The organism is uncultured Ruminobacter sp., from assembly GCA_902764345.1.
Lineage (GTDB): Bacteria > Pseudomonadota > Gammaproteobacteria > Enterobacterales > Succinivibrionaceae > Ruminobacter.
In genome coordinates, this window is the sequence record CACWVT010000018.1 from 1 (window position 1) to 24,215 (window position 24,215).

The following is a 24,215-nucleotide window of genomic DNA, read 5'->3' on the forward strand; positions in this document are numbered from 1 at the left end:
CAGTTACGTAAAGTCTGAACATGAACACCAAGCAATTTAGCAGCCTGTCCAATTGAAATAATCTTATTCATTACAAACAAACCTATAACTATTTTAAATGTATTATAAACTATTTATAGATTTAGTCAAGCAGTTGTTAACCCTGATGCGTAATCAAGTTCACCGTTGAAGAATTCGTACTTGCTTAATGGATTCAATGTTTCAAAACGGATTTCGGAAACGTTTTGATTAAGAAAATAAAATTTTCTGCAAGCATCAAGTCTCAGACACTTGATGAGTGATTTTCTGATTTTTGAAATATCGGCAGTTTCCACTGCATCAATAATGCCGTCGTGTATGTCCTGTTCAGTATCCGTCATCTTTTATCCTAAAATATTAATTCCGCTTCCATGCGTTATTACGATTCTGAAGTAATATACTTTCCATTAAAGTTTTTAATTTTCCTCTTTTTCCGATTAGGAATCAACAATTAGTCGTTTTTTAATCACTAAACATGAAATACCTCGCAACAGTAAAAAAACTCTGACTGTATAATGAAAGTGTCGGTGCTTAGATCATCCTGCTGATTACCGCTGTTTCGGTATGATAAATTTCCGAGGGTTTTTACGGAGGGTTCGATCTGATGCCGCATGTATTCCGCATGCAGCCATTTTGAATCCGGATGTGTTTTCCCTTCGGACGATAATAATCACCACATATCATCCCGTGCCGCCGGTCAATCTCTGTACTGACAGTCGAGAGGCTTTTTGCCGTCAACGCCGGAAGGGTACGGTTCTTTTTTTCCGTTCGGTACTGTTCTGACGTCCGGTTTCAGGCTTTTTTGGATTAACTCAAACATTTGAGGTTTTTGATATGAAAAGTCCAAAGGTCATGCCGGCAGCTGCCATGATTGCTGCCCTCTCCGCTCTGGCTGCCTGCGGGGAAACAGACATCGAACTGTGCAATACCGCCTATGATGAAGGCGATTACAGTTCAGCAATGCGCTACTGTCAGCGAAGCAAAGCCATAACTAGTCCGGATGCACTGTACATACTGGGTCGCATAAAAAGCGAAGGACTCGGCGGAATCGAGGTTGACAGATGGGAAGGCATGGACTATCTGTACAGATTCCTTTTTGTTCCGGGCATGAACATGTCGGAATATCCATATGCGTCAGACGTGCTGAGACAGCTTACCAATGACGTACCCTTCATGAGAAAGTATCCTGACAAGGCCGCCAAACTGCTGAAGCTTTTTGAAAATCTCATGAAGCGTCCGGAATTTCAGAACAGCCAGAATTACAGGGCGCTGGCAAATCTTTACATAAACGGTCTGGGTACGGATCCTGATTATGAAAAGGCCTGGGAATACCTGGATGCCGCATCGCAGAAGAAGGATCTTGACGCCATGTATTATCAGTCAGTGATGTATATTAACGGCATGGTGGAAAAGACTCCGGAAAAAGCTGCCAGATTCAGGGAAATACTGGCCAAGCGTTCAAGATCCGGTGTGGCTTCCGTGGATGAGCTGCGTGAATATGCCCTGTCTGTTATTAATGATGGTGGGGATGACACAAACATCGAATACGGTCTTACCGTACTGAGGGAGCTTGCCACCGATAATGACGGTGAATCGGCATTCGTCCTTGGAAATCTGGCTCTTGAAAAGAAAGACGTGGTAACCGCCAAAAAGTGGTTCCGCATGGCTGCCGAGCAGGGGATTCCTCAGGCATCAATAAGACTGTCAGATCTTATGTATCGGGAAAAGCAGTACCTCAATTCCTTCAATCTGCTTTCTGAAGCCGCAGCATCAGGCAGTCAGCTGGCAAACTTCAAAATGGCACTTATTTATCTCGGAAAAACCAGCTACGGTTCAGATGTTCCCGTTGATTATGACAAAGGCATGGACATTCTGCAGAAGATGTCTGCAGTGAGTCTCGATAACAGAAAGAAGGACAGTGAATACTATGCTCTTGTTGCCGCAAGAAGGGCGCTTGCATCGGTATATACCTATGGCGGATTTAATCAGTCAAAGGATTTGAAGAAGGCTGAAAGTCTGCTTCTCCCTCTTTCCGAAGCTGATGCGGATTCTGCCGGAGAACTGGGAAATATCTACGCCATGACGGAAGGTGAGCTGTTTGACAGCACCAAGGCTCTGCAGATGTTTGAAAAATCCGTTACTTCCGGTGTTACTGAAAACAATCTGATTGTAGGTTCCATGTATCTGCACGGTGTCGGTACAAAGCCTGACTTTGAAAAGGCGCACCGCATTTTCATGCGTGTGGCTGATGACGGCAACAACGACGCCTATAACGATCTCGGCAATATCTTCATGAATGGTCTTGGGGTTGAAAAGGATATAGAAAAGGCAGAGGATTTTTATACCAGGGCCGCAGCCAACGGCAATCACGTCTCCCTGTACAACATGTCTCTTCTTAAGGCCTCCCAGTCCGACTATGCCGGCGCCTATGCTTGGGCAGCGGCATATACGTCATGCGGATACGGCAATGCCGCCCAGAGGGTAAAGGGCTATTTTGCCAAGATTGATAAGACTGAGCAGAAACAGGCCGTGGAAAAGGCGGTTGAGATTATCGGAAAATACGGTTGCGAGACACCTAAGAACGTAAAAAAATGGTGGCTGAACCCTAAGTAGTCTGAAGTAAACATCAATGAGCGGCACTCGGATGCCGCTCATTTTTTAGCAGGAGATAAGAAATGTCACAAAACCAGTGCTTCAATTTCTGTTTTACGTTCCTTTATGAATTCCTTAACTTGTGAACTACCGTAAGCATCCTGAATATTTTAATCTCCTTCTTTTCTTTATTTTAAGGTGTGATTATAATAATAGCGGAAATACGGGGGAGGACGTTTTCAGGAAGATGACGCGTAAACCTGTAGAGGATTTTATTTCGGCGTGTAAGGCCGGCAGGTTCCGTTTGCAGTGTCCCTAAAGTTAAATAACGGTATGTTTGTCAGCTGCGCAGTATGCTCCCCGCTTTTGAATTGTAGAATTTCAACGTTTAGTTTTTAAAATGCTTAAGAAAATCCCTAATGTCCTTACTCTTCTGAGAGTTTTTTTAATACCCGTATACATCATCTTCTTTCTTCTCCCGAATGAGTGGAGTAATCTTGCCGCAGCCTTTGTGTTTGTTATAGCCTGCTTTACCGATCTGCTTGACGGTTATCTGGCCCGTAAGTGGAAGGTGTGCTCAAAATTCGGGGCTTTTCTTGATCCGGTTGCTGATAAAATCATGGTATGCGTGGCACTGGTCATGCTGGTCGGCTGGTTCAGCGCACATAAGGATGACTATTACCCGGGATTCTCAATCATTCTGACAATCTGTTCCGTAATCATCATTTCCCGTGAAATCGTAATCAGCGCCCTGAGAGAATGGATGGCTGAAATCGGCAAGCGTGGTCTGGTTGCCGTAAGCTGGGTAGGAAAGTGGAAAACAGCCATTCAGATGATGGCCATAGCAGGTCTTATCTGGAGAGATAAGGAACTTATTTTCCGTGATAACTGGATGGCAAATCTGTCCTTACTGCTCATGCTTGTAGCCACAAGTCTTACAATCTGGTCAATGGTGAGTTACCTTATTGTCGGCATAAAGTATATGGATGATGATGCCGGTCAGGCTTCAAAAGACTGATAATGTCATTACGTATCCCGTAACGCCGTTATGTGAACTGCATGACGGCGTTTTTGTTTTTTTGCGGAGTATTTCAATGAAAGTGCGGACTGCAGATGTGTGATGAGGCTGTCTGCCGGTGTTTCCCGTTACAATGTATGCAGTGCCGTATGCTATAATCATGTCAGTGTTTTTGAAGGCAGCGGAAAGAGTGAACTGAAAAAACGGATGCCGCCGGATTGTGCGGCTGCATTAAGATGCGACGGTCTGATTTTTAGAAGAGAACTGCAGGGGGAGCAAGCTAATGTTTTATTACGATACACAGCTGAAATCTTTATGTTCTTATGCCATTCCCGGCATAAATTACGGTATCTGCCATTTCAGTGAAGACGGAAACCGCCCGGCAGATGGCATGAATATATGCAATCATGACAAAATGACCGGCAGCTTTTTTTCCGCTGAGAAAAGATTCATAGATGCGGAAGATCACGGGAATATGCACGGCAGCCTGAAGGTTTTCCGCGAGGAACCGACTGAAGATCTTCTTAATGATTTCCGCTGCATTTTCAGTGAACTAAAAAAGGGCGGCTTTGAAAGCAGAGCCAGTATTCTTCTGGATCTTCTGGGGTTCAGGGACAGCGGTATACACATAAACGGCGATTACCTGTTTATCTATGATTTTTTCAGTTCCTTCAGAAAGTTTGAAATTTATCTGGACTGCGCCACCGGCAAGGTTACGGAAATAAATACCTTTGATTATGACAATTCCAAAGAAGTAAAGTATCCGGTTAACGCAGACGGTTTCACTTCCATGCTCATTGAGATTCTTGAGGATCTTTTCAGCGTGGATTTGTCTCACGATACGGTATCGTCTGATGATTATCCGTTAAACGTCACCATAACTGAAGTGTCAGCATCGTGGCCTTTTAAGGCAGTTGCCTCCGCCGTTTCAGTTCCGTTCCCAAAAGGAGAAAGCGGAGAAGCTCCGGCACGGAATGATGTATCCGATAAACACCATGATGATAAAGAGCCGAAGCAGAACGGCGATACGCCCGTTTCCACAGACAATAAAGCTGCGGGAGACGACAGTGCTGTTTCTCACGGAGATGCGGATTTTTCGGAGTCGGGAAGTTTTGAAAATCAGGTCGGGGGCGGAGCATTCGGGCGTCAGTCAGGTATTCCGCAGAAGACTGAACCGACAGGTTTTGATGAAGACCGGTACGCAGCGTTTCCGGAAGACACTCAGTTAAGGAAAACTGCAAAAGAAGTACAGGAAGATCTTGATGATAAAACAGGGATTCTTAACGGAGTCATGGAAATATGCAGGGACATGTGCATTGGGGTACTGATAATATCCTTGGTGTTAGGACACTGGCATATTGCCATTATTTCTCTGGTTTTCATTTTGTTTTGCTTTTTCTGCTCAGACAGGAAGGACTAGTGAATAATGAGGACTGTTTCGCGGCACGGACACCGTGCCTGCGGGATTTGACGGAAAACTGGCGGGGCTTATATGAAAAGACAGGTGGTTAGTTCAAGAACGGCTGATTTCTTCAGAAGGCATGGTCAGAGACTGCACGTGCCGCTTATGCTTACCGTGGCATCTCTTATCATAGGTTCCGTTACCGGAGCCGTCTGTGCCTTCTTTGAGCTTCTGCCTAATCTTCTGAACGGAGTCAGAACAGAATGGCTTCAGTCTCTTCTTAATGGCGAGGCCGACAGTGTGACGGTTGCCGTTATTGCCTTCATCATAAGCTTTGTGATGATCGTGCCGGCAATATATCTAACCAGAAAATATGCACCGGAGGCAGGTGGCTCCGGCATCCCGGAAATTGAAGGAGCCATGGTTGACTTAAGACCCGTAAGATATAAAAGGGTTCTTCCGATTAAATTCTTTGGCGGTATTCTTTCCCTGAGTTCAGGCATGGTACTGGGACGTGAGGGACCGTCCATTCAGATAGGCGGTAACCTGGGGGCAGCGGTGTGCGATTTTCTTAAAATCAGAAAAGAGGATTTCTACGTACTTCTTGCCGCCGGTGCCGCATCTGGGCTTGCCAGTGCCTTCAACGCTCCTCTGGCGGGAATGCTGTTTGTCCTTGAGGAAATGCGTCCTCAGTTCAAATACAGATTTTCAGCTGTGCAGGCCGTGGCGATGGCCGTTATTCTTTCTACAACGGTAAGGGCTCTTATTGTAGGTAACGGGGATCCTGTTTTTGATCTGCCGGTGTTTGCCAGAGTAGATGCAAAGGATTTTATTGATTTTCTGATATTCGGCTGCATTGTTGGTGTGGCTGGCGTACTGTTCAACAGAGCAGTGGGCAGAATGCAGGATGCCTATGCATCGTTTTTCAGGGGGAAAATTCTCCGTACCGTTCTTACGATTTCCGTGGTCGGAGGAATATACGGTGCGGTTTCTGTCTTTTTCCCTGATGTTACGGGATCAGGCATGCATTTCATAAGCGGCTGGATAATGACCTCTTCGTCTCTGGGATTGTTGGCTGCAGTGCTGCTTGCAAGATTCATCGGCATACTGCTGTGCTTCTGTTCCGGAATTCCCGGAGGCATATTTGCACCGTCTCTTTCGGTAGGTGCGTTAATAGGGGCTGTTCTGGGTATGGGCATGCTTCATCTGGGGATTCTTAATTATGACCCCGGCATCCTTGCCATTGTGGGTATGAGTGCCTTTTTTGCGGCTTCCGTAAGGGCTCCGATAACTGGTATTATTCTTATCTGTGAAATGACCAATAATTTCCAGTTCCTGCTGCCGACGATGATTGCGGTGGCGGCAGCCACACAGACGGCGTCACTTCTTAAGGGCAGACCTCTTTATACCCAGATACTTGAAAGAACACTGCGTCTTTCCGGTAATGAGGAAAAGATAGAGGAATATCGGGTCTTTAAGAAGGAAAATAATGTGGATTAGGAGCGTCTTTTACGTTTCTGAAAAACATTAATCAGCTGTTTTCCTGCTGTTGGTAAGGAGAAATACACATCAATTTTACGATTATTGATGTGTATTCTGATTTGATAAATTCCTAAGACAACATACATTACTGTCTGAAGACGGAAGTATGAATGCTATAACTTGTTTAGGATTTCCTGGTCTCCAAACACAGCTCTTGCTGCGATTTTTCTCTGTTCCTTGTTTTTATTATCGATGTTTAGGTTAATAATAAAAAGTGTGAGGGCTAAACCTAACGGGATTGTTGCCCAAGCCCAGCTTGAGGCAAAAAAGACAATGACGGACAGTATTAATGAGGCACCAATGCCTAAACCGAAGCGTTCATCCATTGTTTTAAGAGCCGGATCAACCGGATGAGTCCAGTCATTTGTATTCTTATTTACTCCGGAAGAAACGAAGTAGAACTGCTGGTTACAGTATGAATACTGGGTAAACCAGAATGGAACCAAAACTGTTTCGCTTTTATCCAAAAATCGTGGATCAAGTTCGACGCTCGTGGAACACTTTAACTTGCGGAATCCTTCGGGAGCTATTTCTCTTGCTCTGTTTTCCGCAATGCGTCCGGCTATGGTTTGACCATAGCTGTTCCAAAGGGAACGGGAATCCTGATTTGCATTTAATACTTTAAATTTTGGTTCATTTTGATCATCTGAATTCTGAACCATTGATGGTTCAAAAACAGCACCGTTTTGATTTCCAATTTCATTGTTAACTGCGAAATTATCAATGAATTGTGCAATGCCTGATGGGAGTCTGTTTTCTTCTGAATCTGAAGCATTGCCCCATGCAGAGATCAGAATTTTAAAATTACCGTTTGTGTTGCCACTGTGAGGGCGGTATTCGGTGTTTGAACCTGATTTAATCGGTACTTCGCAGTTCCATGAGCAGTAAAAGTTTCCTTGATAGGTGAAATATGGAACATAGAGCTTTTCAATTCTGTCAAAGGATAACTGGTTGAATATATCCAGAGGAACATCACTGGTGGTTGTAAGATGTGAAATGATCTGATCACTGAAACTTTCAACATCTTCTTTAAACGGGATAATAAAAGTCGAATTTCCGGACTTTCTTTCATAAAATTCCTTCTCGCTTGACGATTCTGAATTTTTGAACGGATTCAGAAATTTCTTTTTACAAAAAGGGCATGTAACAGTATCGGCGTTCCTGTCGAAATCAGTGATGCTCTGCCCGCATCCCGAGCACTTTAATTCTTTGAGAAATTCTTCGTTACGACTCATTTTATTTCCATTACAATAATTTTAATTTGTTATTTCTGTTGGTTAATGCTGTTCTAATAGATTCAAACATTGAATTATAATCAGCCTGTTTACCTGCTTTAATCTGATTTACTATATCGGCAACGGTGTTGCGGATCTCCTGCTCATACTCATATACTTCCGGTCTGGAGGCTGTCGGGCTGGTTCTGATGATGTCCGCCAGCTGATTCAGCTTTTTTTTCTGTTCCTGATCAGTAAACAGGTTGGATACGCTTTGGAGATCAAAAGCAATGGTTCTCATGTTGCAACTGTCCAGAGACTGTTGAGCAATCATGTCTGCTGCGTTTTTATTTGCGAGCATGTATGTGAGTGTGGCTGCTGCTTCAATCATAAGAAGCACCAGCATTATAAGGAATGTCTGAACCCCGAAAGACTCCGGATTAATAAACATAATCAAGAACCCGACAATGAATATTACGACAAATCCCAATGAGGTCGTCAGGTAGACCACATAGTTCGCCGCCTCCGTATTTTTCTCCTTTGGTTTAAAATAAGGAAGCATTATCATCACGATGTAGGACAGGTTAACAAATAAGCACGATATCCAGGCTGCTGCATGCATATCGGCAGAAAGTACGGTTACCAAAAATACAACGTTGAACGTTATGGGAAACACCATCTTTAATAGTGTTGAAATAATTTTAGAATTCATATTTTGTGCTTATATTTAAAATACCAAAACAGTAACGCCTAAATAACTACATATTGGCAAGAATATTCTTTTTTACTGCGTCATATTCTTCCTGTTCAATCAGGCCTGCATCAAGCATTTTTTTGAGCTTGGCCAGCTTTTCAAAAGGATCCTCCGCAGATGAGTCTGTTTTTGGTGTTGAACTGTTGCCGGGCACGGCTGAGGCCGACTGAGATTCTTGAACCGTGGCCATGCCGCTAAATATTCCCTTTGATATTTCTCCGATTACGCTTCCCGCAGCCATTCCCATGCCCAGACCTGCACCTGCACCGGCAAGACCGCCACTGTTTGGATTATTGGCTATATTCTGAATGATTTCCATGCCTTTAACAAGACGGTAATTATCGCCAAGAATATTCAGTTCACGTGAGCGGACATATGCGTCTTCAAGTTTCTGACGGTTTGGATCGTCATCAGGTATATCGAGTGCGTGAATGTTAAATGACTGCAGATTCAGACCGTAGTCTTCAAGAATCTGGGCAATTACAGGTGTTAGTACGTTTGCGAATTCTTCGAGTCTGGAACAGACACCGAGAATTTCCTCATGTGAATTTTTAAGAGCGGTTGCAATGGCTGATTTAATTTTCTGTTGGAATTGTGAGTAGAAATAATAATCCAGATCTTCCGGAGTAAATTCTCTTACATTACCGCTCAGTTTTGATATGAAGAGACCTGCGTTGCCTACTGTAACCTTGTATGACCCTCTTCCTCTCACAGAAGTTTGCAGGGCCTGGACGGGGTCGCGCAACTGGATTGGAGAATCAGTACCCCAAAGAATTTCATTGCTTAACGCTTTTCTGACAAAGTAGATTTCTGATGTGTAGACAGACTGGCCTCCGCTTAGAAGGTTTCTGAGATTGCTGAGAAATGGGTAATTTTCAGTGCTTAGTTCGTATCGTCCGTTGTCAAACTCCTGAACAATTTCTCCGTTCTTGATGAATATTGCTGACTCACCGGGATTTACAATCAGAACAGAATTTGTATTGAAATCCATCACTGGGGACTTCCATATCAGGAGATTTGGAGAGCCTTCATTGGCTATTGCATTCAGAATATGAACCTGCGAAGTGGATCTGACTGAACCACTATTCTGGGGGGCATTTGCGCCTCTATTCATACTAAATATTGACATTTACGATACCTAAAATAATAAAATGAGAAATCCTAATAACAAGAATTATTCGGTGCTTTAGTTTCGACATGCTATATGGTCTGTAACATCTGATGCATGGAATATCCGTTAAAAAGAGTCAGAGATTCTACGTTCAGCTGTATGATTTTATAGTTAATGGTGACTATATTTCGAATGTATGGCTTTTAAATGTATTATTTTTGTTATTTAAATCTCACATATACAAAAAATTATTATAAAAATAGGTTTTTATGCTTCGTTTTTAAACAAAGAGACCGGAACTTTCGTTCCGGTCTCTGATTACCTAAGATCTGACAAAATCCTTAAAAACCGTGCCTGAATTAAATGTCATCAGGTGCGGTTCACGGCAGATTTTATTCATGGCTGCAGTCGCAGCTCTGTCTGAACAGTGCGTCAATGTCTCTTAATGAGATGCCTTTCTGCTTCAGAGCACCGAGTACGCTCTTGAGCAGGTCTGCGGCATTCTCTCTGGTGCTGTCCGCATTGAACTTTGACAGAAGCTTTGCGATGTCGCCTTCTGTAACTTCAGCAGCTTCAGGATTGAATACGGCAATGTTTGAAGCTTCGAGAGGCAGGTGTCCGTCAAAGCAGCTTTCAGTGCCGCGGTGACAGGTAGGGCCAATAGGATCTGCCGCAATAAGCAGACAGTCATTGTCACAGTCTGCGGTTATGGCCTTCAGATTAAGATAATGACGTGATTCCTCACCCTTGGTCCAAAGTCTCTGCTTCGTACGGCTGTAGAATGTTACCTTGCCGATTTCCAGAGTCTTATCAAGGGCTTCAGGATTCATGAAACCCTGCATGAGCACAACACCGGAACGGTAATTTTGCACGATAACGGGAATCTGGTTGTTAACCTTCTTCCAGTCAAGATCTTCCGGTTTAAAATTTAAGGTATAGTTAGTCACGAACGATTACTCCTTCATTTCTGAGGTAGTCCTTCAGTTCAGGGATGTGAATCAGGCCCTTGTGGAATACGGATGCTGCAAGACAGCCGTCGCATTCCGCTTCCTTAAAGCCGTCCCTGAAGTGAGACATTTCACCGGCACCGCCGGAGGCGATGAGAGGCACGTGGGCAAGGCTTCTGATAAGCTTAAGCTGCTTCAGGTCATATCCCTTGCGCATGCCGTCCTGATTCATCATGTTAAGTACGATTTCACCGCATCCGCATTCCTGAACCTTTTCCACCCATTCAGGAGTGGTCCACTTGGTGATAAGGGTTCTGTTTACGTCACCGGTATACTGCTTAACGAGATAACGGTCGGTGGCTTCGTCGTAGTATGAGTCGATACCGCAGACAACGCACTGAACACCGAATCTGTCGGCGAGTCTGGTAATTAAGGTCGGATCGGCTAGGGCAGGTGAGTTGATTGAAATCTTGTCTGCACCGTATTCCAGAATTCTTGCTGCATCCTCAACACTCTTGATACCGCCGGCAACGCAGAAAGGAATATTGATTACCTCGGCGATTTTACGTACCCAGCTCTTGTCCACGACGCGGGCATCGCTTGATGCGGTGATATCATAGAATACCAGTTCGTCAGCACCTTCGTCGGCGTAGCGCTTTGCCAGCTCAACGATGCCGCCCATAACCTCATGATTTCTGAACTGAACTCCCTTTACTACAACGCCGTCTTTAACGTCGAGACACGGAATTATGCGTTTGGCCAGCATGTTACAGCCTCCTTGACAGTGAATTTGCCTTCAAGCAGTGAACGGCCGATGATAATGCCTGCGGCACCGCTGTCGCGAACTGCGGCAACGTCATCAAGGCTGCCGATGCCGCCTGATGCCAGAAAATCAATGTGAGGGAACAGATTGTGCAGATCCCTGTAAAGTTCTACGTTAGATCCCTTCAGGGTACCGTCACGAGAGATGTCGGTACAGAGCACGTATTTCAGACCTACCTCAGCGAAGTCCTTAATAAGGTCCTCGATGGTTACGGCACTGTTTTCCTGCCAGCCCTTGATGGCAATGAATCTTTTGCCGGTGGCAGGATCAATGTTTATGTCGAGGGCGAGAACGATGTGTTCGGCACCGAATTTGCGGAACCAGTCCTTTGCCATCTTAGGATCCTTAACGGCTGCTGAGCCTACGACGACGCGTTCAGCACCGATGCCCAGCAGATCCTCAACATCCTTTTCGGTACGGATGCCGCCGCCGATTTCAACCGGTACTGGGGTGTTTCTGATGAGTTCGGAAATAACGCCAAGCTGTCTCTTGGAGGTATCCTTGGCACCGTCAAGGTCTACAAGGTGCAGGAATTTTGCACCTTCATTAACATAGAGATCGAAACGTTCCTGTGGATCGGCATCGTATTCGGTCTTGCGTGAGTAATCGCCCTGATAAAGACGGACAACCTTGCCGCCTATAAGGTCAATTGCAGGTATAATCATGTCGTGTTCTCCTAGAGGTCAAGGAAGTTTTTAAGAAGTTTATGGCCGATAGGACCTGATTTCTCAGGGTGGAACTGGGTTCCGAAGAAATTATCCCTGTTCACAACGGCGGAGAAGGTCTGTCCGTATGTGGTGGTGGCAGCAGTATGTCCGGTTACGTCCAGTGCGTAGGAGTGAACGTAATAGAAATATGAACCGCTCGGAATGTCCTTGAAGAGAGGGCATGAACCGTCGTGATCAACCTGATCCCAGCCCATGTGCGGAAGCACCAGTCCGGGAACCTTCATAAGGCGGACGCCGCCGTCAACTATGCCGAGACATTTAACCGCATCAGTTCCCTGACTCATGCTTTCTTCGGAGAAACCGGCCAGCATCTGCATGCCGAGACAGATACCGAGAAGCGGCTGGTGAACATTAACAATCAGATCGTCAAGGTGTCTTTCCCTGATTGATTTCATGGCTGCAACAGCAGAGCCCACACCGGGGAGAATAAGCTTGTCGGCATTTCTGATGTCACTTTCCCTGGCGCTGATGATGCAGTCTGCATCAAGTCGGTTCATGGCAAACAGTACTGATGAGAGGTTGGCTACTCCGGTGTCGATTATGGTTACTTTTTGTTTGCTCATTAAAGTACTCCTTTGCTTGAAGGAAGTTCGTTTCCTTCCTTTTTCAGAGCCATGCGCAGTGCTCTGCCGAAGGCTTTGAAGAGGGCTTCAACCTGATGATGGGTGTTGCCGGTGGTAACCTTCATGTGCAGTGTGAGACCCATGGCGTATGCCAGACTGTGGAAGAAATGCGGAACCATTTCTGTTGAGAGTTCTCCGACCTGCTGACGAACGAAGTCGGCATCACAGCTGAATACACAGTAAGGTCTTCCGGAAATATCCATGCAGGCATCAACAGGATGGTTCATGAGAGAATCATCAGGGAGACCGTCAAGTTTAGCCTCAACCTCATCCATGGCAACGGCAAAGCCGAATCTGCCGATGCCTCTCTTGTCACCGAGAGCCTGTCTCAGGGCAGAGCCGAGAGCAATGCCCACGTCTTCAACTGTATGGTGTTCGTCAACGTGAAGATCGCCTGTAGCCTTGAGCTTCATGGTGATGCCTCCGTGGGTGGCTATCTGATCCAGCATGTGGTCAAAGAAGCCGATTCCTGTGGAGATTTCGCTACCGCCACTGTGGTCAAGATCCACGAAAAGATCGATTTTGGTTTCATTGGTATTGCGTACCACGTGAGCCGTGCGCGGAATCTTTGTGAGTCGTTCGGCAATCGCAGTCCAGCTGTTTGTTTCCGGATTGTAGCGTTCTCCGCCGATACCCATGTTTTTGGCGAGTTCCATGTCGGTTTCACGGTCGCCGATGACGAAGCTGTGTTCCTTGTCCACTACTCCCGGTACCAGATACTTGCCGAGAAGTCCGGTTTTCGGCTTGCGGCAGGCACAGTTTTCATGCGGGAAATGAGGGCAGATGAGAACCTCTTCGAAGGTAACGCCTTCAGAAGCCAGAACGTCAAGCATCAGCTGATGCGGTCCCTTGAAGTTTTCGTATGGAAGGGAATCGGTGCCGAGACCGTCCTGATTTGTTACCATAACCAGCTTGTAGCCGGCATTCTGCAGAGTTTTAAGACTTGAGATTACGCGAGGCTCGAATTTGAGCTTTTCAAAAGAATCAACCTGCTTGTCAATGACAGGTTCTTCGATGATTGTACCGTCACGGTCGATGAAAAGATATTTTTCCATTGGCTTTCCACTGAACTGCGGGGCGGTTGCTTCGCCCCGCGATGTAAAAAATTAAAACCGGCGTGAAAATTCATTTTCGGAGATGTTCTCCGGCAGAATCGTAATCACTGCGGAACACACGCCGGAAGTTACGGATTACTGCTTAATTGAATGAAATACGCTTAATACCTCATTCATTTCTTCTTCGCTGCCGATTGTTATGCGTACGCAGTTCTGCAGTCTGGTCTTGGTGTGGAAGTCTCTCAGAATGATACCCTTGTCCGCACAGGCTTTGAAGAGGGCTTCTCCGTCCTTAAAGCGGATGAGGATATAGTTTGCATTTTCATAGAATACTTCCTGAACGAAGTCCAGCTTTTTCACCTCTTCCACGAATCTGTCGCGGCGTTCCTTGAGTTCGGCAACCCTTTCCTTCATGATTGCAATACCATGAGTGCTGAGAGCCTGTACCGCTATCTGGGCAACAGGGTCGGCGATAGGATAAGGATCGATAACCTTGAGCATCAGCTTGATTACTTCAGGATTTGCCAGGGTGAATCCGCAACGGATGCCTGCCAGTGCGAAGGCCTTTGACAGGGTGCGGGTTATCACCAGATGGTCATAATCCTTCATGAATTTTACCTTGGTGGCTTCTGGACAGAACTCAATGTATGCTTCGTCAACAACCACAAGGCATCTGCCCTTTGTGAATTCCAGAATTTGGGTAAGCTTTTCATCATCAACGACATTACCGGTAGGGTTGTTTGGTGAACAGATGAAGATAACCTTGATGTTATCACTGCCGTTTTCCACTGTGTTTCTGATGGCTTCAACATCCGGCTGGAAATCGTCGGCAGGCGGAACGTCAACTGTCTTTACGCCGGCGGTGTCCGCACTGATGGAGTACATGCCGTAGGTTGGGGGGCTGATGAGAATCGCATCCTTTCCTGGTTCGCAGAAGGTGCGTACCAGAAGACCGATTGATTCGTCACTGCCGCGGGATACCAGAATGTTTTCTTCGGCAACGCCTGAGTAGTCGGCGTAGGCTTCGATAACTTCAGGAGGCTGACATTCAGGATAGCGGTTAAGAGTGATTGACTTCATCAGGAAGGTAGCACTCTTCGGAGCTTCGTTGGCATTAAGAAAGTTGTGTCCCTTTCCGCCGATGCGTCTGGCTGAGAGATAAGGGGTAAGCTGTCTTACCCTTTCCGTAGCAAGTTCAGTAATGGTACTCATCTTATTTTGCTCCCCTGAGAATGTCCATACGGATGGTTACCGCTCTCTTGTGGGCGGTGAGGCCTTCCGCATCAGCCATGAGTTCAACGGTACGGCTGAGATTGGTTAAGCCTTCGGTTGTTGCTTCCTGCACGGTATAACGGCGCAGATAGTCGGCAAGTCCCAGTGATGAACAGGTCTTTGCATAGCCGTAGGTAGGCAGGGTGTGGTTGGTACCGCTGGCGTAGTCGCCAACTGATTCAGGAGTCCAGCCGCCGATGAAGATTGAACCTGCATTGCGCAGATAAGGCAGCAGGGCACGCGGTTCCTCTGTTTCCACAATCAGGTGTTCAGGAGCGTAGATGTTGGAGATTGCGCATGCTTCCTCAAGAGATTCGCAGACAATGGCGATACTCTTTTCCAGGGCTCTGTTGGCAATGTCCTTTCTGGAAAGTTCCTGCACCTGCTTTTCAACTTCGGCAACAACTTCGCTTCCGTAGTTAGGATTAGTTGACAGAAGCACAACCTGTGAATCAGGACCGTGTTCAGCCTGTGACAGAAGGTCGGATGCCGCAAAAGCCGGATTGGCGGATTCATCAGCGATTACAAGAACTTCTGACGGGCCTGCAGGCATGTCGATTGCCGCACCGCGGAAATCAGCGCTTACCTGCTTCTTTGCTTCGGTCACGAATGAGTTGCCAGGTCCGAAAATCTTGTTAACCTTAGGCACGGTTTCGGTACCGTATGCCATTGCGGCAATGGCCTGAGCACCGCCGACGGTGTAGATGTCGTTAACGCCACAGAGGGTAGCGGCATAAACGATAGCATCTGATACCGGTGGAGGTGAACACAGAATCACCTTAGGGCATTCCGCAATCTGGGCTGGCACGGCAAGCATGAGCACGGTACTTACCAGCGGAGCGCTGCCGCCGGGTACGTACAGGCCGACGCTGTCAATAGGATGCGTGTGGAGTTCACAGGTAACGCCCGGTCTGGTGTTTACCACTACCGGAGCAGGTTTCTGAGCCCTGTGGAACATTGAAATGTTGTCATAGGCGTTTTTAAGGGCTGTCTTGAGCTCCGGATCCACTCTGTCACATGCTGATTTTATTTCATCAGCTGTAAGTTTAATATGATCAGATTCCAGACGATCAAACTTGCGGGAGTATTCCAGTAAGGCTTCGTCACCGCGGTTACGAATGTTGCTGATTATATCGGCAACAAGCTTGGCCTTACTGCCGTCATCGGCAGTGGCGGGACGGGTGAGTATGTCTACCCGTTCCTGTTCATTTAAATCTTTCCAGCTAACAATTTTCATAATGTTACTTCAGCATCTTTTCAATAGGTAATACGAGGATTGAGCTTGCTCCGAGGGCCTTAATCTTTTCCATGGTTTCCCAGAAGAGGGTTTCGGTGGAAACTACATGAATTGCCACGTGAGTGCTGTTACCTGCGAGCTCGAGAAGGGTTGGGTTCTCAGCACCCGGAAGAAGGGCAGTGATTTCCTTAACCTTGTCCTTTGGAGCGTGAAGCATGATGTACTTGCTACCGTGAGCCTGAATCATGCCGTCAATACGTCTGATGAGAGTATCGGCAATAGCCTGCTTTTCCGGATAGAGTTCCTGATCTCTCTGAATCAGTACGGCCTTTGACTTGTAAACTACCTGAACTTCCTTGAGACCGTTGGCTTCAAGGGTGGCACCTGAACTTACCAGGTCACAGATGGCATCGGCAAGACCTGCTCTAGGAGCAACTTCAACTGAACCGGTTAAAAGTACGTTCTTGAAGTTAACGCCCTGCTCGTCAAGGTAACGCTTGGTGAGGTTAGGGTAGGTGGTGGCAATCTTTAAGCCTTCAAGACTCTGAACACCCTTCCATTCCTGTTCAACAGGGATGGCGAGAGAAAGACGGCAGCCGCCGAAGTCAAGCTTGCGAACCTGCTTATATCCTACAGGAAGACCTTCCTGCTGACGTTCAAGCATTGTTTCTTCAAGCACGTTTTCGCCTACAACACCCCAGTCAACAACATGGTCCATGATAAGACCTGGAATGTCGTCATCACGTACACGGAGAATGTCGATTTCCATGTTTTCAACGTGAGCGATGAGTCTGTCCTCGCGCTTGTTGATCTTTAAACCGCAGCTTTCTAAAAGTTCTGTGGTTTCAACACTGAGACGACCCTTTTTCTGCATGGCGATACGAAACTTTTTGTTAGACATTTCAAATAACCCTCTTGTATGTCTGTATAATTAAAAAACCCTTGGAAGTATCCGTTTTATTCTTCCAAGGGTCTTATGAAAATCTATACGGCACTCCTGGAAGCAAGGTCTTCCAGAAAATAAACCACTCCTCCTGAAAGACTATTTAGGACGATGATGGTGGTGATGATGTAACTGACTTAACAACTGATACATTTTATTCTCTGTGCCGATCTTTTAAAACTGAGCCCATTATACACTTTTTTTGTGTTATTGATAACAGTTTTTAGTGATTTTTATGGTTTGATTGAGGAAAACGTCCTCTGTCCGTGCTTTATAATTCGAAGACGCGTTATGGTTCCCGTCAGGCGGAAGAGAGAAATCTCGTGAGGTTGTGGCGTCCCCGTATTACCGGAAGATCGGATTCCGCACCTTATGCTGATTCGGCTGCGGAATTTTTAATCTCATCCTCACTGATGATTCTGTTTAGTCTGTCGGTTTCCCTCAGACTGATGCTGCGGGTCTTGTTTTTGAGCAGTCCCATGAACCTCAGTATGTCTTCAGCACTCGGCTTTATTCCCCCGAGTCCAAGATTGTCATTATTTTTGATAAGTCTGATGGTTGCGATTATTTCCTGTCTGCTCACGTATGAACTGTACCTGATTTCACGGGGACAGAATCTGGCACTGTCTCTGTCGCCGCAGAGCTTCCTGTTTCTTGAGTATACCGGGCGGTGAGGAATGTATATGAAGTCTTCGATATCGGTAATCAGGCGGTTTTTTTCAATAACGTGATTGATTTCCTGAAGAACCTTCAGCCGGTGTTCGTTTTTAAATGATGTCCCCGTCTGCTTGCAGATGTGGGCGAATCTTCTGAGAATGCATTCCTTGCTTACGGGGGCTTCTGTCCTGATAAGCATGTTCACGGCACATGAAATTTCCTGAATGCTGAGTGCCGTAAAATCCGGTGTTATTGCCAGAGCCTGAAATACACCTTCGAGAAATGCCGGGGTATAGGCCGCAATCTTCAGCTGTGAGTGGTTGATGCGTACGCCTTTGGCATAGACCGCAGTGTCTGAATCGTATTCCGGTCTGCTTTTTTCCGGTTTTTCTTCGGATTTCGGTGTTTTGCCGTCGTTGGCAAAAAGCTCTATAACCTCAAAATTTCTGTTCTCCGGAGCTTCTGCCAGATTTAGGAAGGCTCCCGTATCCTCGCTGTAGAAACTGAATTCCAGAAAACCTTCGGGAAGTATTCCGGATATTCCTATGCTGGCATCATCTCCCGGTTCGGTGAAGCTGATGTTTTCAAGATCGTCTTTTGAAAGATACATCTGAGGATCGCCGGCATTGTCATCATTGACGGTGCTGACTTTGGACAGGTCGATGACAATGTCTGATTCGGTGTCCTGTCCGGCTGCAGATTCACTGCTCCCGTCTGACACTGCTTTTTCCTGATTGGTAACACCGGTATCCCGGCTTTCACATGACGTTTTAAGCAGATCCGATGCCAGAGGCGTGACCGGAGAACTGTCCGTGAGATTCATCAGCGCCTTTTCAAGCGGCAGGGACGTGTCGGGGAGGTTTTCCGTGCCATGGTGTTCGTCGTTGGCTGCGGGCATGTCGGATGCAATTACATCGGAGTCGGGACTTCTGCCGTTAGAGGTTCTGTTCTTCGTTCCGGATGTCCCGAAGGAGGTTATCAGACCGTCGTCGTTATCAGGAAGTTCCTGTGAATCATCACGTCCGCCGGACATGATGTTAAGCTCCATGGTATCGAACACTGCCGGAATTATTCTGAGATAGCCGAAGCAGCATCCGAGCCAGGTGGCCAGCAGTTCCCTTTCATCAGTATTGTTACATTCTGAGGCAACCTTCGACACTACGGAGCGGCTGATACCGAATCTTTTCAGTTCGGAAATTGATTTCAGATATATGAAAAGAATGGAGTAGTTTTTTGAGTACAGGGTCGCAAGTGTGTGCAGGAATTTTTCGTACTCGTCCAGTTTTTCAATCCTGACAAGAACATCGTTAAGCGAGATGTCGGGATTTTCTTCATGTATTTTAAGAAGCGTGGCGTAAACCGGAATTTTCCGCCATTCATTGTTGTATTCAGGAGGTCTCTGATCAGAACGGTTTACGGCGTAATGATATATTTCCAGCATGTCCATGACATATCCGATATCGCCGTCAGGATAGTTTCGCGTGCGTCGATACATCGTTATCAGGGTAAGCAGTGTTCTGTATATCAGATTCGTGCGGAAGTACGGGATTTTCTTTTTTATCAGATGGTTGGCCACGAGCAGCTCTCTCGGGGGATCCGTGCTCAAATCCAGAAGATTGTATGAGTTAATTGTAGGAGGAAGATCGCACAGCCCCATGAGAACTCTCATTGCGGCGATGCCTGCAGCACTGTTTTTCCTGACATTGTAGCTGTTGAAATTCTGAAATATGCCCTGGTATCCGGTGAGGGAATAGAATCTGAATTCTGGGAATCGCTTTTTAAGCTGTTCTCCGGCTCTGAAGTTGAGGGCTATGATGTATTCGATTTCCGATATGCAGACGTCAAGACCTCTGTCATCATCCCGTTCCTCGAGAAGGGATATGAGCAGAAACACTTTGTCAGTGACATTTTTGAAAAAGAAATTCTCCTCCAGCAGATCCTGATAGTTTGCGGTATGAGGATCCGCCGAATTGATTTCATTGAGCTCTCGCGGGGAAATATATATTTCCCCGAGACTTCTCAGCTGATTCAGCTTAAAAGTGTCAATAATAGCCAGATATCTGGACATTTTTGTCTCTGCTCCGGTTCCGTTCGGCCGTTAAGTGACGGCCTTTAATGCGTTTTCGGCAATACCACCCATAAACGCAGGATCTGTCGTAATGCTCATTAGTCCCGACAGTCAGTGGTCACTGAAACATTAGAATTCTCTAAAAAAACATTGTATTGTTCTGACCGCAGATAATTAATATATTAATTGTATTTGCTTCTTTATTTGTGATGCTGCGATCATTTACATCCCGCTTACAGACCGTCGTTAGTTCCCGTATTCTGGGAACGGTCGCCATCCGCATCATCCTGCTGTTCCAGACGTGATTCCTTTATGGCTTCCTTCACATTCTTGAGATTGGCTATGAACTGAGGGCCTTTTCTCAGGAACAGTCCGGTGGCGAGAACGTCAACAAGTGCGAGCTGCGCAAGTCTTGATGCCATTGGAATGTACACGTCGGTATCTTCCGGAATCTTTGTTGAGAGAACAAGGGAACACTCTTCCGCAAGAGGGCTGTTTTCGGATGTCAGACCGATAACGGTAGCCTTGCGGCTTCTTGCGTATTTGGCAACATCAATGAGATCCTTTGTTCTGCCGGTATGTGATATAAGTACAAATACATCTTCAAGATTGCAGTTTGAAGCACTCATCAGCATCATTACGGGATCTTCGAAGTAATTGCACGGAATGTTGAATCTGAAAAACTTGTTCAGCATGTCGTGAGCCACGGTTGCACTGGCTCCGAGACCGCAGAAAGTGATTCGGCGGGCGCAGCTCAGTACGTCAACGCATCTCTGGATGATTCTGATGTCTACATTTTTGCGGGCTTCGTTAAGTATTGAGATTGAGGAGTCGAAAATCTTCTTTGTGTAATTTTCGGTGCTGTCGTTTTCATCCACATGGATGTTTACGTAAGGGATGCCCTTTGCAAGAGTCTGGGCAAGCTTGAGCTTGAAATCTGGATACCCCTCGGTGTTGATTTTTTGGCAGAATCTGTGAACGGTAGGTTCGGAAACTCCGGCTGATTTTGCAAGCTGGGCAATGCTTGAAGCAATGATTTTCTGCGGCTGTTCCAGCACAACGTCGGCGATTTTCTTTTCCTTCGGGCTGAAAAATTCGTACTTGCTTTTAATAAAATCTAAAAAATTCAACATAATTAATTTCTCTCAATACTGACTCGCCGCCTGTCCGTATGCGGAGCACAGTCCGTCAGAAAACGGATAATGTCAGGGACACTACCTCTTACATTTCTTACGTAACCGTGTCACCGTCAATCCTATTAGGGGAAGAAATAAGTGAAAGCCTGGCAGTCACGTTTTCTTCTTTCCGGATGTCCGGGGTCCGTGGTTATTTAATGCAGTCTGTGTTTAAACAGCTTTATCCGTGAATTTTTTATTATTAGAGGACTGATATCTATTCTTTTACTGTCAGTCCCTGAGTTTTCCGCTATTACCTTGTATTACGTTCCGGATGCGGAGAGTGCCGTGGACGGGGTATTAAGGACAAATTCCATCCGTAAAAACGGAGCAGCACGGGAATGCTGTGTGACATCTTTATGAAAAAATGTTACGTTTGTGAAAATACACCTGTAAAATTTATTTGTAAGAATAACATACCTGTGTAAATTACAAAAACATTATCGTGCTTTTTGTTGCTTAAACCTTTATATTTTTTTGTTTGAATTTTCAGGTTTTATAACTGAAATTTATTAATTTTCAGGTCACTCTGTTAAGTACGTAATTTTCTTTCATTTTAACGAAAGGTGATAACGTTTTCAATTTTTATGTGCATTTTTTTATGCGTTTTGATTATTTTTGTGCGGAAATTTTATGTTTATCAAATTATTATCGGACTAAATTTCCTACAGTCATTTTCACGGGTTCCGTCCGATGGGGCATGTGGAGGCTTTTGCTGTTATTCCGTCCGGTTATTAAGGCTATGATCCTTTTGTTAATTTTTTTCAGAGTGCCGATGCGTTTTTCTTTTTGTAACCCACGTCCTTTCCTGAACGAAATTGTGCCGTGCCGGACTCCGTTCAGGTTGCCATGCATCCACATAAAATATATAATACTGTTTATCGTTTTTTGTTTTCGCGGGGTACCCGGTATCCTTCTGTGAATAACGGAAAATAATGTGATTTGTAACCTTTAAATAATTAAGATAATCAAAGAGGCTTAGGAGTTTTTATGTCAGGTTTTGCTTTAGTCGGTGACGTGGGCGGTACCAATGCCCGTATTGCATTATGCAATCTTGAAACCGGTGAAATTCAGGATACCGTAGTGTATTCTGCGGTTGAGAATGAAAGTCTTGAAGGTGTGCTCAGAACCTACATGGGTGAACATGCCGACAAGAATGTTAAGCAGGCCTGTATAGCCATCGCCTGTCCAATTACCGGTGATCATGTATCCATGACCAACAACCCTTGGGAATTTTCTATTTCCGAAATGCGTACCAACCTAGGTCTGGAAAAGCTGTCAGTAATCAATGACTTCACCGCTCAGTCAATGGCAATTCCTGTTCTGGATGAAAAGGACATGGTTAAGCTTGGCGGCGGCGAGCCTGACAAGACCAAGCCTGTAGCCGTATATGGTGCCGGTACCGGTCTCGGTGTTGCCCATCTCTTCAATTTCAACAATACCTGGTACAGCGTGCCGGGCGAAGGCGGTCACGTTGACTTTGGACCAAACAGCCCTGAAGAAGACATTTTACTGTCCGTTCTCCGTGAAGAAGTAGGTCATGTATCATGCGAAAGACTTCTGTCAGGTATGGGCCTCGTAAACATCTACCGTGCAATTGTTCTGTCAGACAACCGTATCCCTGAAGATCTTGAACCTAAGGATGTTACCGGTCGTGCTCTTCTCGAAGATCCTGATACAGACTGTCACAGAGCTCTTAACCTGTTCTGTGTAATGATGGGCCGTTTCGGCGGTAATCTTGCTCTTAACATCGGTGCTTTCGGCGGCGTTTACATTGCCGGCGGTATCGTGCCACGCTTCCTCCAGTTCTTTAAGAACTCTGGCTTCCGTGTTGCATTCGAAGACAAGGGCAGATTCAAGAACTACCTGTCAGCAATTCCTGTATACGTCATTACCAATGGTTACACCGGTTTAATCGGTGCCGGCGCATACTTAAGACAGGAACTCGGATACAAGCTTTAAAGCAGCCGGTATCCATTCCGTATTACGGAAAACAGGAACCATAAAACCAGGCCGGGACAAGTTCCCGGCTTTGTTTTAAGAAAAAGAAATTACCGAGGAATCTTAAAATTACACATAAAAAAGCTATGTGTTTTTTAACGGACAACGTATAATTGAGAATGTCCGTTTTGTTCCGTTACGTAACGGCAGTACCGTCAGGAATCAGTCTGTCTGTTCCGTTTCCGTTTTTCAATGAGTGTCTTTAAATGGAACTGAATGCCAGAAGAAAATACCGGCAGAATACGGGTGTCGAAACCTCAGGTGCGGAAAAATGGAGAAAATAAACACTGAGACTTTGAATGAGCATAAAAAGAGGAGAATGATGCACGGTCTTTTTTTCAGATTTGTTCTGCTGATAGTTGCCGTTATCTGCCTTTTGGCAGCTCTGATCTTTACTCATGGTGCAGCCGTTGTTGCAGCCTTTGTGTTAGCCGCTCTTGCCGCTGATTTCCTTGTAAGGGGGATGCGTGAGTATATGTGCTATAAAGGTCAGTCTACTGAACCGGCATCACCTGCAGCAGATCCATATGCCGACCTTGAACGTTACGAGGAAGAAGATGACGATGCTGACGGCCTGAATGTTGGAGAAGATAAGAGAGAACAGTAAATATCGTCTTTTGCAGATGATTTTAAGTGCGATGACAGTGAGTGGTTATTTTTTCATATGGATAAAAGCAGAACAGAAGTAGAGCCGGTAAACGGCAATGATGGGCAAAAGAGGAGCGTTCCTCTTTCCTATCTCATCAGGTGTGTGATTCTTCCGGTCATTATCGGTGTGGCGGCCATAGCATTCGGCTTTCTGAAGGAGCCTGAGACCGTAAGGACCTGGAGCAGACTGTGGAATCTGGTTAACGCAAAACCCGAGTATGCGGCCATGTTCGGCGTGTTTCTCATTGTGCTGGCAGTAAGGGCGTATTTCAGGGGCGGAAAATAGTTTTTTTCAATGTTTCCGTTTTTTAACCGTGTCGGCCCGGACGATTTAGTCTGTTGCCCCGTTAACTGTCCTTCCGGACCGTAAGTTTTTTAAGGAATATT

General features: G+C 45.8%; 21 protein-coding genes and 1 other annotated feature. Of the genes, 7 read left to right on the forward strand and 14 right to left on the reverse strand.

The genetic code is table 11. The annotated features are described in order from the left end of the window. Positions 1-125 precede the first annotated feature (125 nt). A complete protein-coding gene (locus QZU58_RS04810) occupies positions 126-359 on the reverse strand; it encodes a hypothetical protein (protein ID WP_294495425.1) in 234 nt (77 codons plus the stop codon). 493 nt (positions 360-852) lie between these two features. On the opposite strand from QZU58_RS04810, the gene QZU58_RS04815 reads away from it, so the two are divergent. The 4 genes from QZU58_RS04815 to clcA all read left to right on the forward strand — a co-directional run bounded on the left by QZU58_RS04815 (position 853) and on the right by clcA (position 6,530). Next, positions 853-2,631 carry a hypothetical protein gene (locus tag QZU58_RS04815; RefSeq protein WP_294495427.1) on the forward strand — a complete coding sequence of 593 codons (1,779 nt, stop codon included), beginning with the start codon at positions 853-855 and terminating at the stop codon, positions 2,629-2,631. Positions 2,632-3,010: 379 nt separating this feature from the next. Beyond that, complete coding sequence (pgsA, locus tag QZU58_RS04820) at positions 3,011-3,628, forward strand: CDP-diacylglycerol--glycerol-3-phosphate 3-phosphatidyltransferase (protein ID WP_294495429.1); 618 nt, start codon at positions 3,011-3,013, stop codon at positions 3,626-3,628. Positions 3,629-3,911: 283 nt separating this feature from the next. Then, the gene (locus QZU58_RS04825) at positions 3,912-5,048 is read left to right on the forward strand and encodes a hypothetical protein (protein WP_294495431.1); all 1,137 of its coding nucleotides are present in this window, start codon (positions 3,912-3,914) and stop codon (positions 5,046-5,048) included. Between the two features lie 72 nt (positions 5,049-5,120). After that, positions 5,121-6,530: a H(+)/Cl(-) exchange transporter ClcA gene (gene clcA, locus QZU58_RS04830; RefSeq protein WP_294495432.1), complete on the forward strand. Its 1,410-nt coding sequence runs from the start codon at positions 5,121-5,123 to the stop codon at positions 6,528-6,530. Positions 6,531-6,685: 155 nt separating this feature from the next. Here clcA and QZU58_RS04835 read toward each other — a convergent pair whose 3' ends face one another. From QZU58_RS04835 to hexR, 13 genes are all read right to left on the reverse strand, one after another. Next, positions 6,686-7,807: a hypothetical protein gene (locus tag QZU58_RS04835; protein ID WP_294462408.1), complete on the reverse strand. Its 1,122-nt coding sequence runs from the start codon at positions 7,805-7,807 to the stop codon at positions 6,686-6,688. Between the two features lie 10 nt (positions 7,808-7,817). Next, complete coding sequence (locus QZU58_RS04840) at positions 7,818-8,498, reverse strand: hypothetical protein (protein ID WP_294495434.1); 681 nt, start codon at positions 8,496-8,498, stop codon at positions 7,818-7,820. A 46-nt stretch (positions 8,499-8,544) separates the two neighbouring features. Beyond that, positions 8,545-9,669, reverse strand: a complete 1,125-nt coding sequence (locus tag QZU58_RS04845) for an SPFH domain-containing protein (RefSeq protein WP_294461063.1) — start codon at positions 9,667-9,669, stop codon at positions 8,545-8,547. 374 nt (positions 9,670-10,043) lie between these two features. Then, the gene (locus tag QZU58_RS04850) at positions 10,044-10,598 is read right to left on the reverse strand and encodes a phosphoribosyl-AMP cyclohydrolase (RefSeq protein WP_294495436.1); all 555 of its coding nucleotides are present in this window, start codon (positions 10,596-10,598) and stop codon (positions 10,044-10,046) included. Beyond that, positions 10,591-11,364: an imidazole glycerol phosphate synthase subunit HisF gene (gene hisF / locus QZU58_RS04855; RefSeq protein WP_294461058.1), complete on the reverse strand. Its 774-nt coding sequence runs from the start codon at positions 11,362-11,364 to the stop codon at positions 10,591-10,593. Before hisF ends, QZU58_RS04850 begins: the two co-directional genes overlap by 8 nt. Then, a complete protein-coding gene (gene hisA / locus QZU58_RS04860) occupies positions 11,346-12,086 on the reverse strand; it encodes a 1-(5-phosphoribosyl)-5-[(5-phosphoribosylamino)methylideneamino]imidazole-4-carboxamide isomerase (protein ID WP_294461056.1) in 741 nt (246 codons plus the stop codon). The genes hisF and hisA overlap by 19 nt, the downstream gene beginning before the upstream one ends. An 11-nt stretch (positions 12,087-12,097) precedes the next feature. Continuing rightward, a complete protein-coding gene (hisH, locus tag QZU58_RS04865; RefSeq protein WP_294495438.1) occupies positions 12,098-12,712 on the reverse strand; it encodes an imidazole glycerol phosphate synthase subunit HisH in 615 nt (204 codons plus the stop codon). Then, complete coding sequence (gene hisB / locus QZU58_RS04870; protein WP_294495440.1) at positions 12,712-13,827, reverse strand: bifunctional histidinol-phosphatase/imidazoleglycerol-phosphate dehydratase HisB; 1,116 nt, start codon at positions 13,825-13,827, stop codon at positions 12,712-12,714. Before hisB ends, hisH begins: the two co-directional genes overlap by 1 nt. Positions 13,828-13,962: 135 nt before the next feature. Further along, complete coding sequence (gene hisC, locus QZU58_RS04875; protein ID WP_294495442.1) at positions 13,963-15,039, reverse strand: histidinol-phosphate transaminase; 1,077 nt, start codon at positions 15,037-15,039, stop codon at positions 13,963-13,965. Between the two features lies 1 nt (position 15,040). Beyond that, a complete protein-coding gene (gene hisD, locus QZU58_RS04880) occupies positions 15,041-16,336 on the reverse strand; it encodes a histidinol dehydrogenase (protein WP_294461046.1) in 1,296 nt (431 codons plus the stop codon). Positions 16,337-16,340: 4 nt separating this feature from the next. Further along, complete coding sequence (hisG, locus tag QZU58_RS04885) at positions 16,341-17,237, reverse strand: ATP phosphoribosyltransferase (protein ID WP_294461042.1); 897 nt, start codon at positions 17,235-17,237, stop codon at positions 16,341-16,343. A gap of 29 nt (positions 17,238-17,266) precedes the next feature. Continuing rightward, positions 17,267-17,403 (reverse strand) — a sequence feature (His leader region). Between the two features lie 246 nt (positions 17,404-17,649). Beyond that, entirely contained in the window at positions 17,650-20,004 is a 2,355-nt protein-coding gene (locus QZU58_RS04890; RefSeq protein WP_294495444.1) for a hypothetical protein, read from the reverse strand. A gap of 233 nt (positions 20,005-20,237) precedes the next feature. Then, positions 20,238-21,137, reverse strand: a complete 900-nt coding sequence (gene hexR, locus QZU58_RS04895) for a transcriptional regulator HexR (protein ID WP_294495446.1) — start codon at positions 21,135-21,137, stop codon at positions 20,238-20,240. A 1,032-nt stretch (positions 21,138-22,169) separates the two neighbouring features. Here hexR and glk point away from each other — a divergent pair. The 3 genes from glk to QZU58_RS04910 all read left to right on the forward strand — a co-directional run bounded on the left by glk (position 22,170) and on the right by QZU58_RS04910 (position 24,114). Then, positions 22,170-23,141: a glucokinase gene (gene glk, locus QZU58_RS04900; RefSeq protein WP_294461368.1), complete on the forward strand. Its 972-nt coding sequence runs from the start codon at positions 22,170-22,172 to the stop codon at positions 23,139-23,141. A 310-nt stretch (positions 23,142-23,451) separates the two neighbouring features. After that, a complete protein-coding gene (locus QZU58_RS04905; protein WP_294495448.1) occupies positions 23,452-23,787 on the forward strand; it encodes a hypothetical protein in 336 nt (111 codons plus the stop codon). Between the two features lie 57 nt (positions 23,788-23,844). Beyond that, positions 23,845-24,114 (forward strand): hypothetical protein, encoded by a 270-nt coding sequence (locus QZU58_RS04910; RefSeq protein WP_294461363.1) that lies wholly within the window; start codon positions 23,845-23,847, stop codon positions 24,112-24,114. The last annotated feature ends 101 nt before the right edge of the window (positions 24,115-24,215 follow it).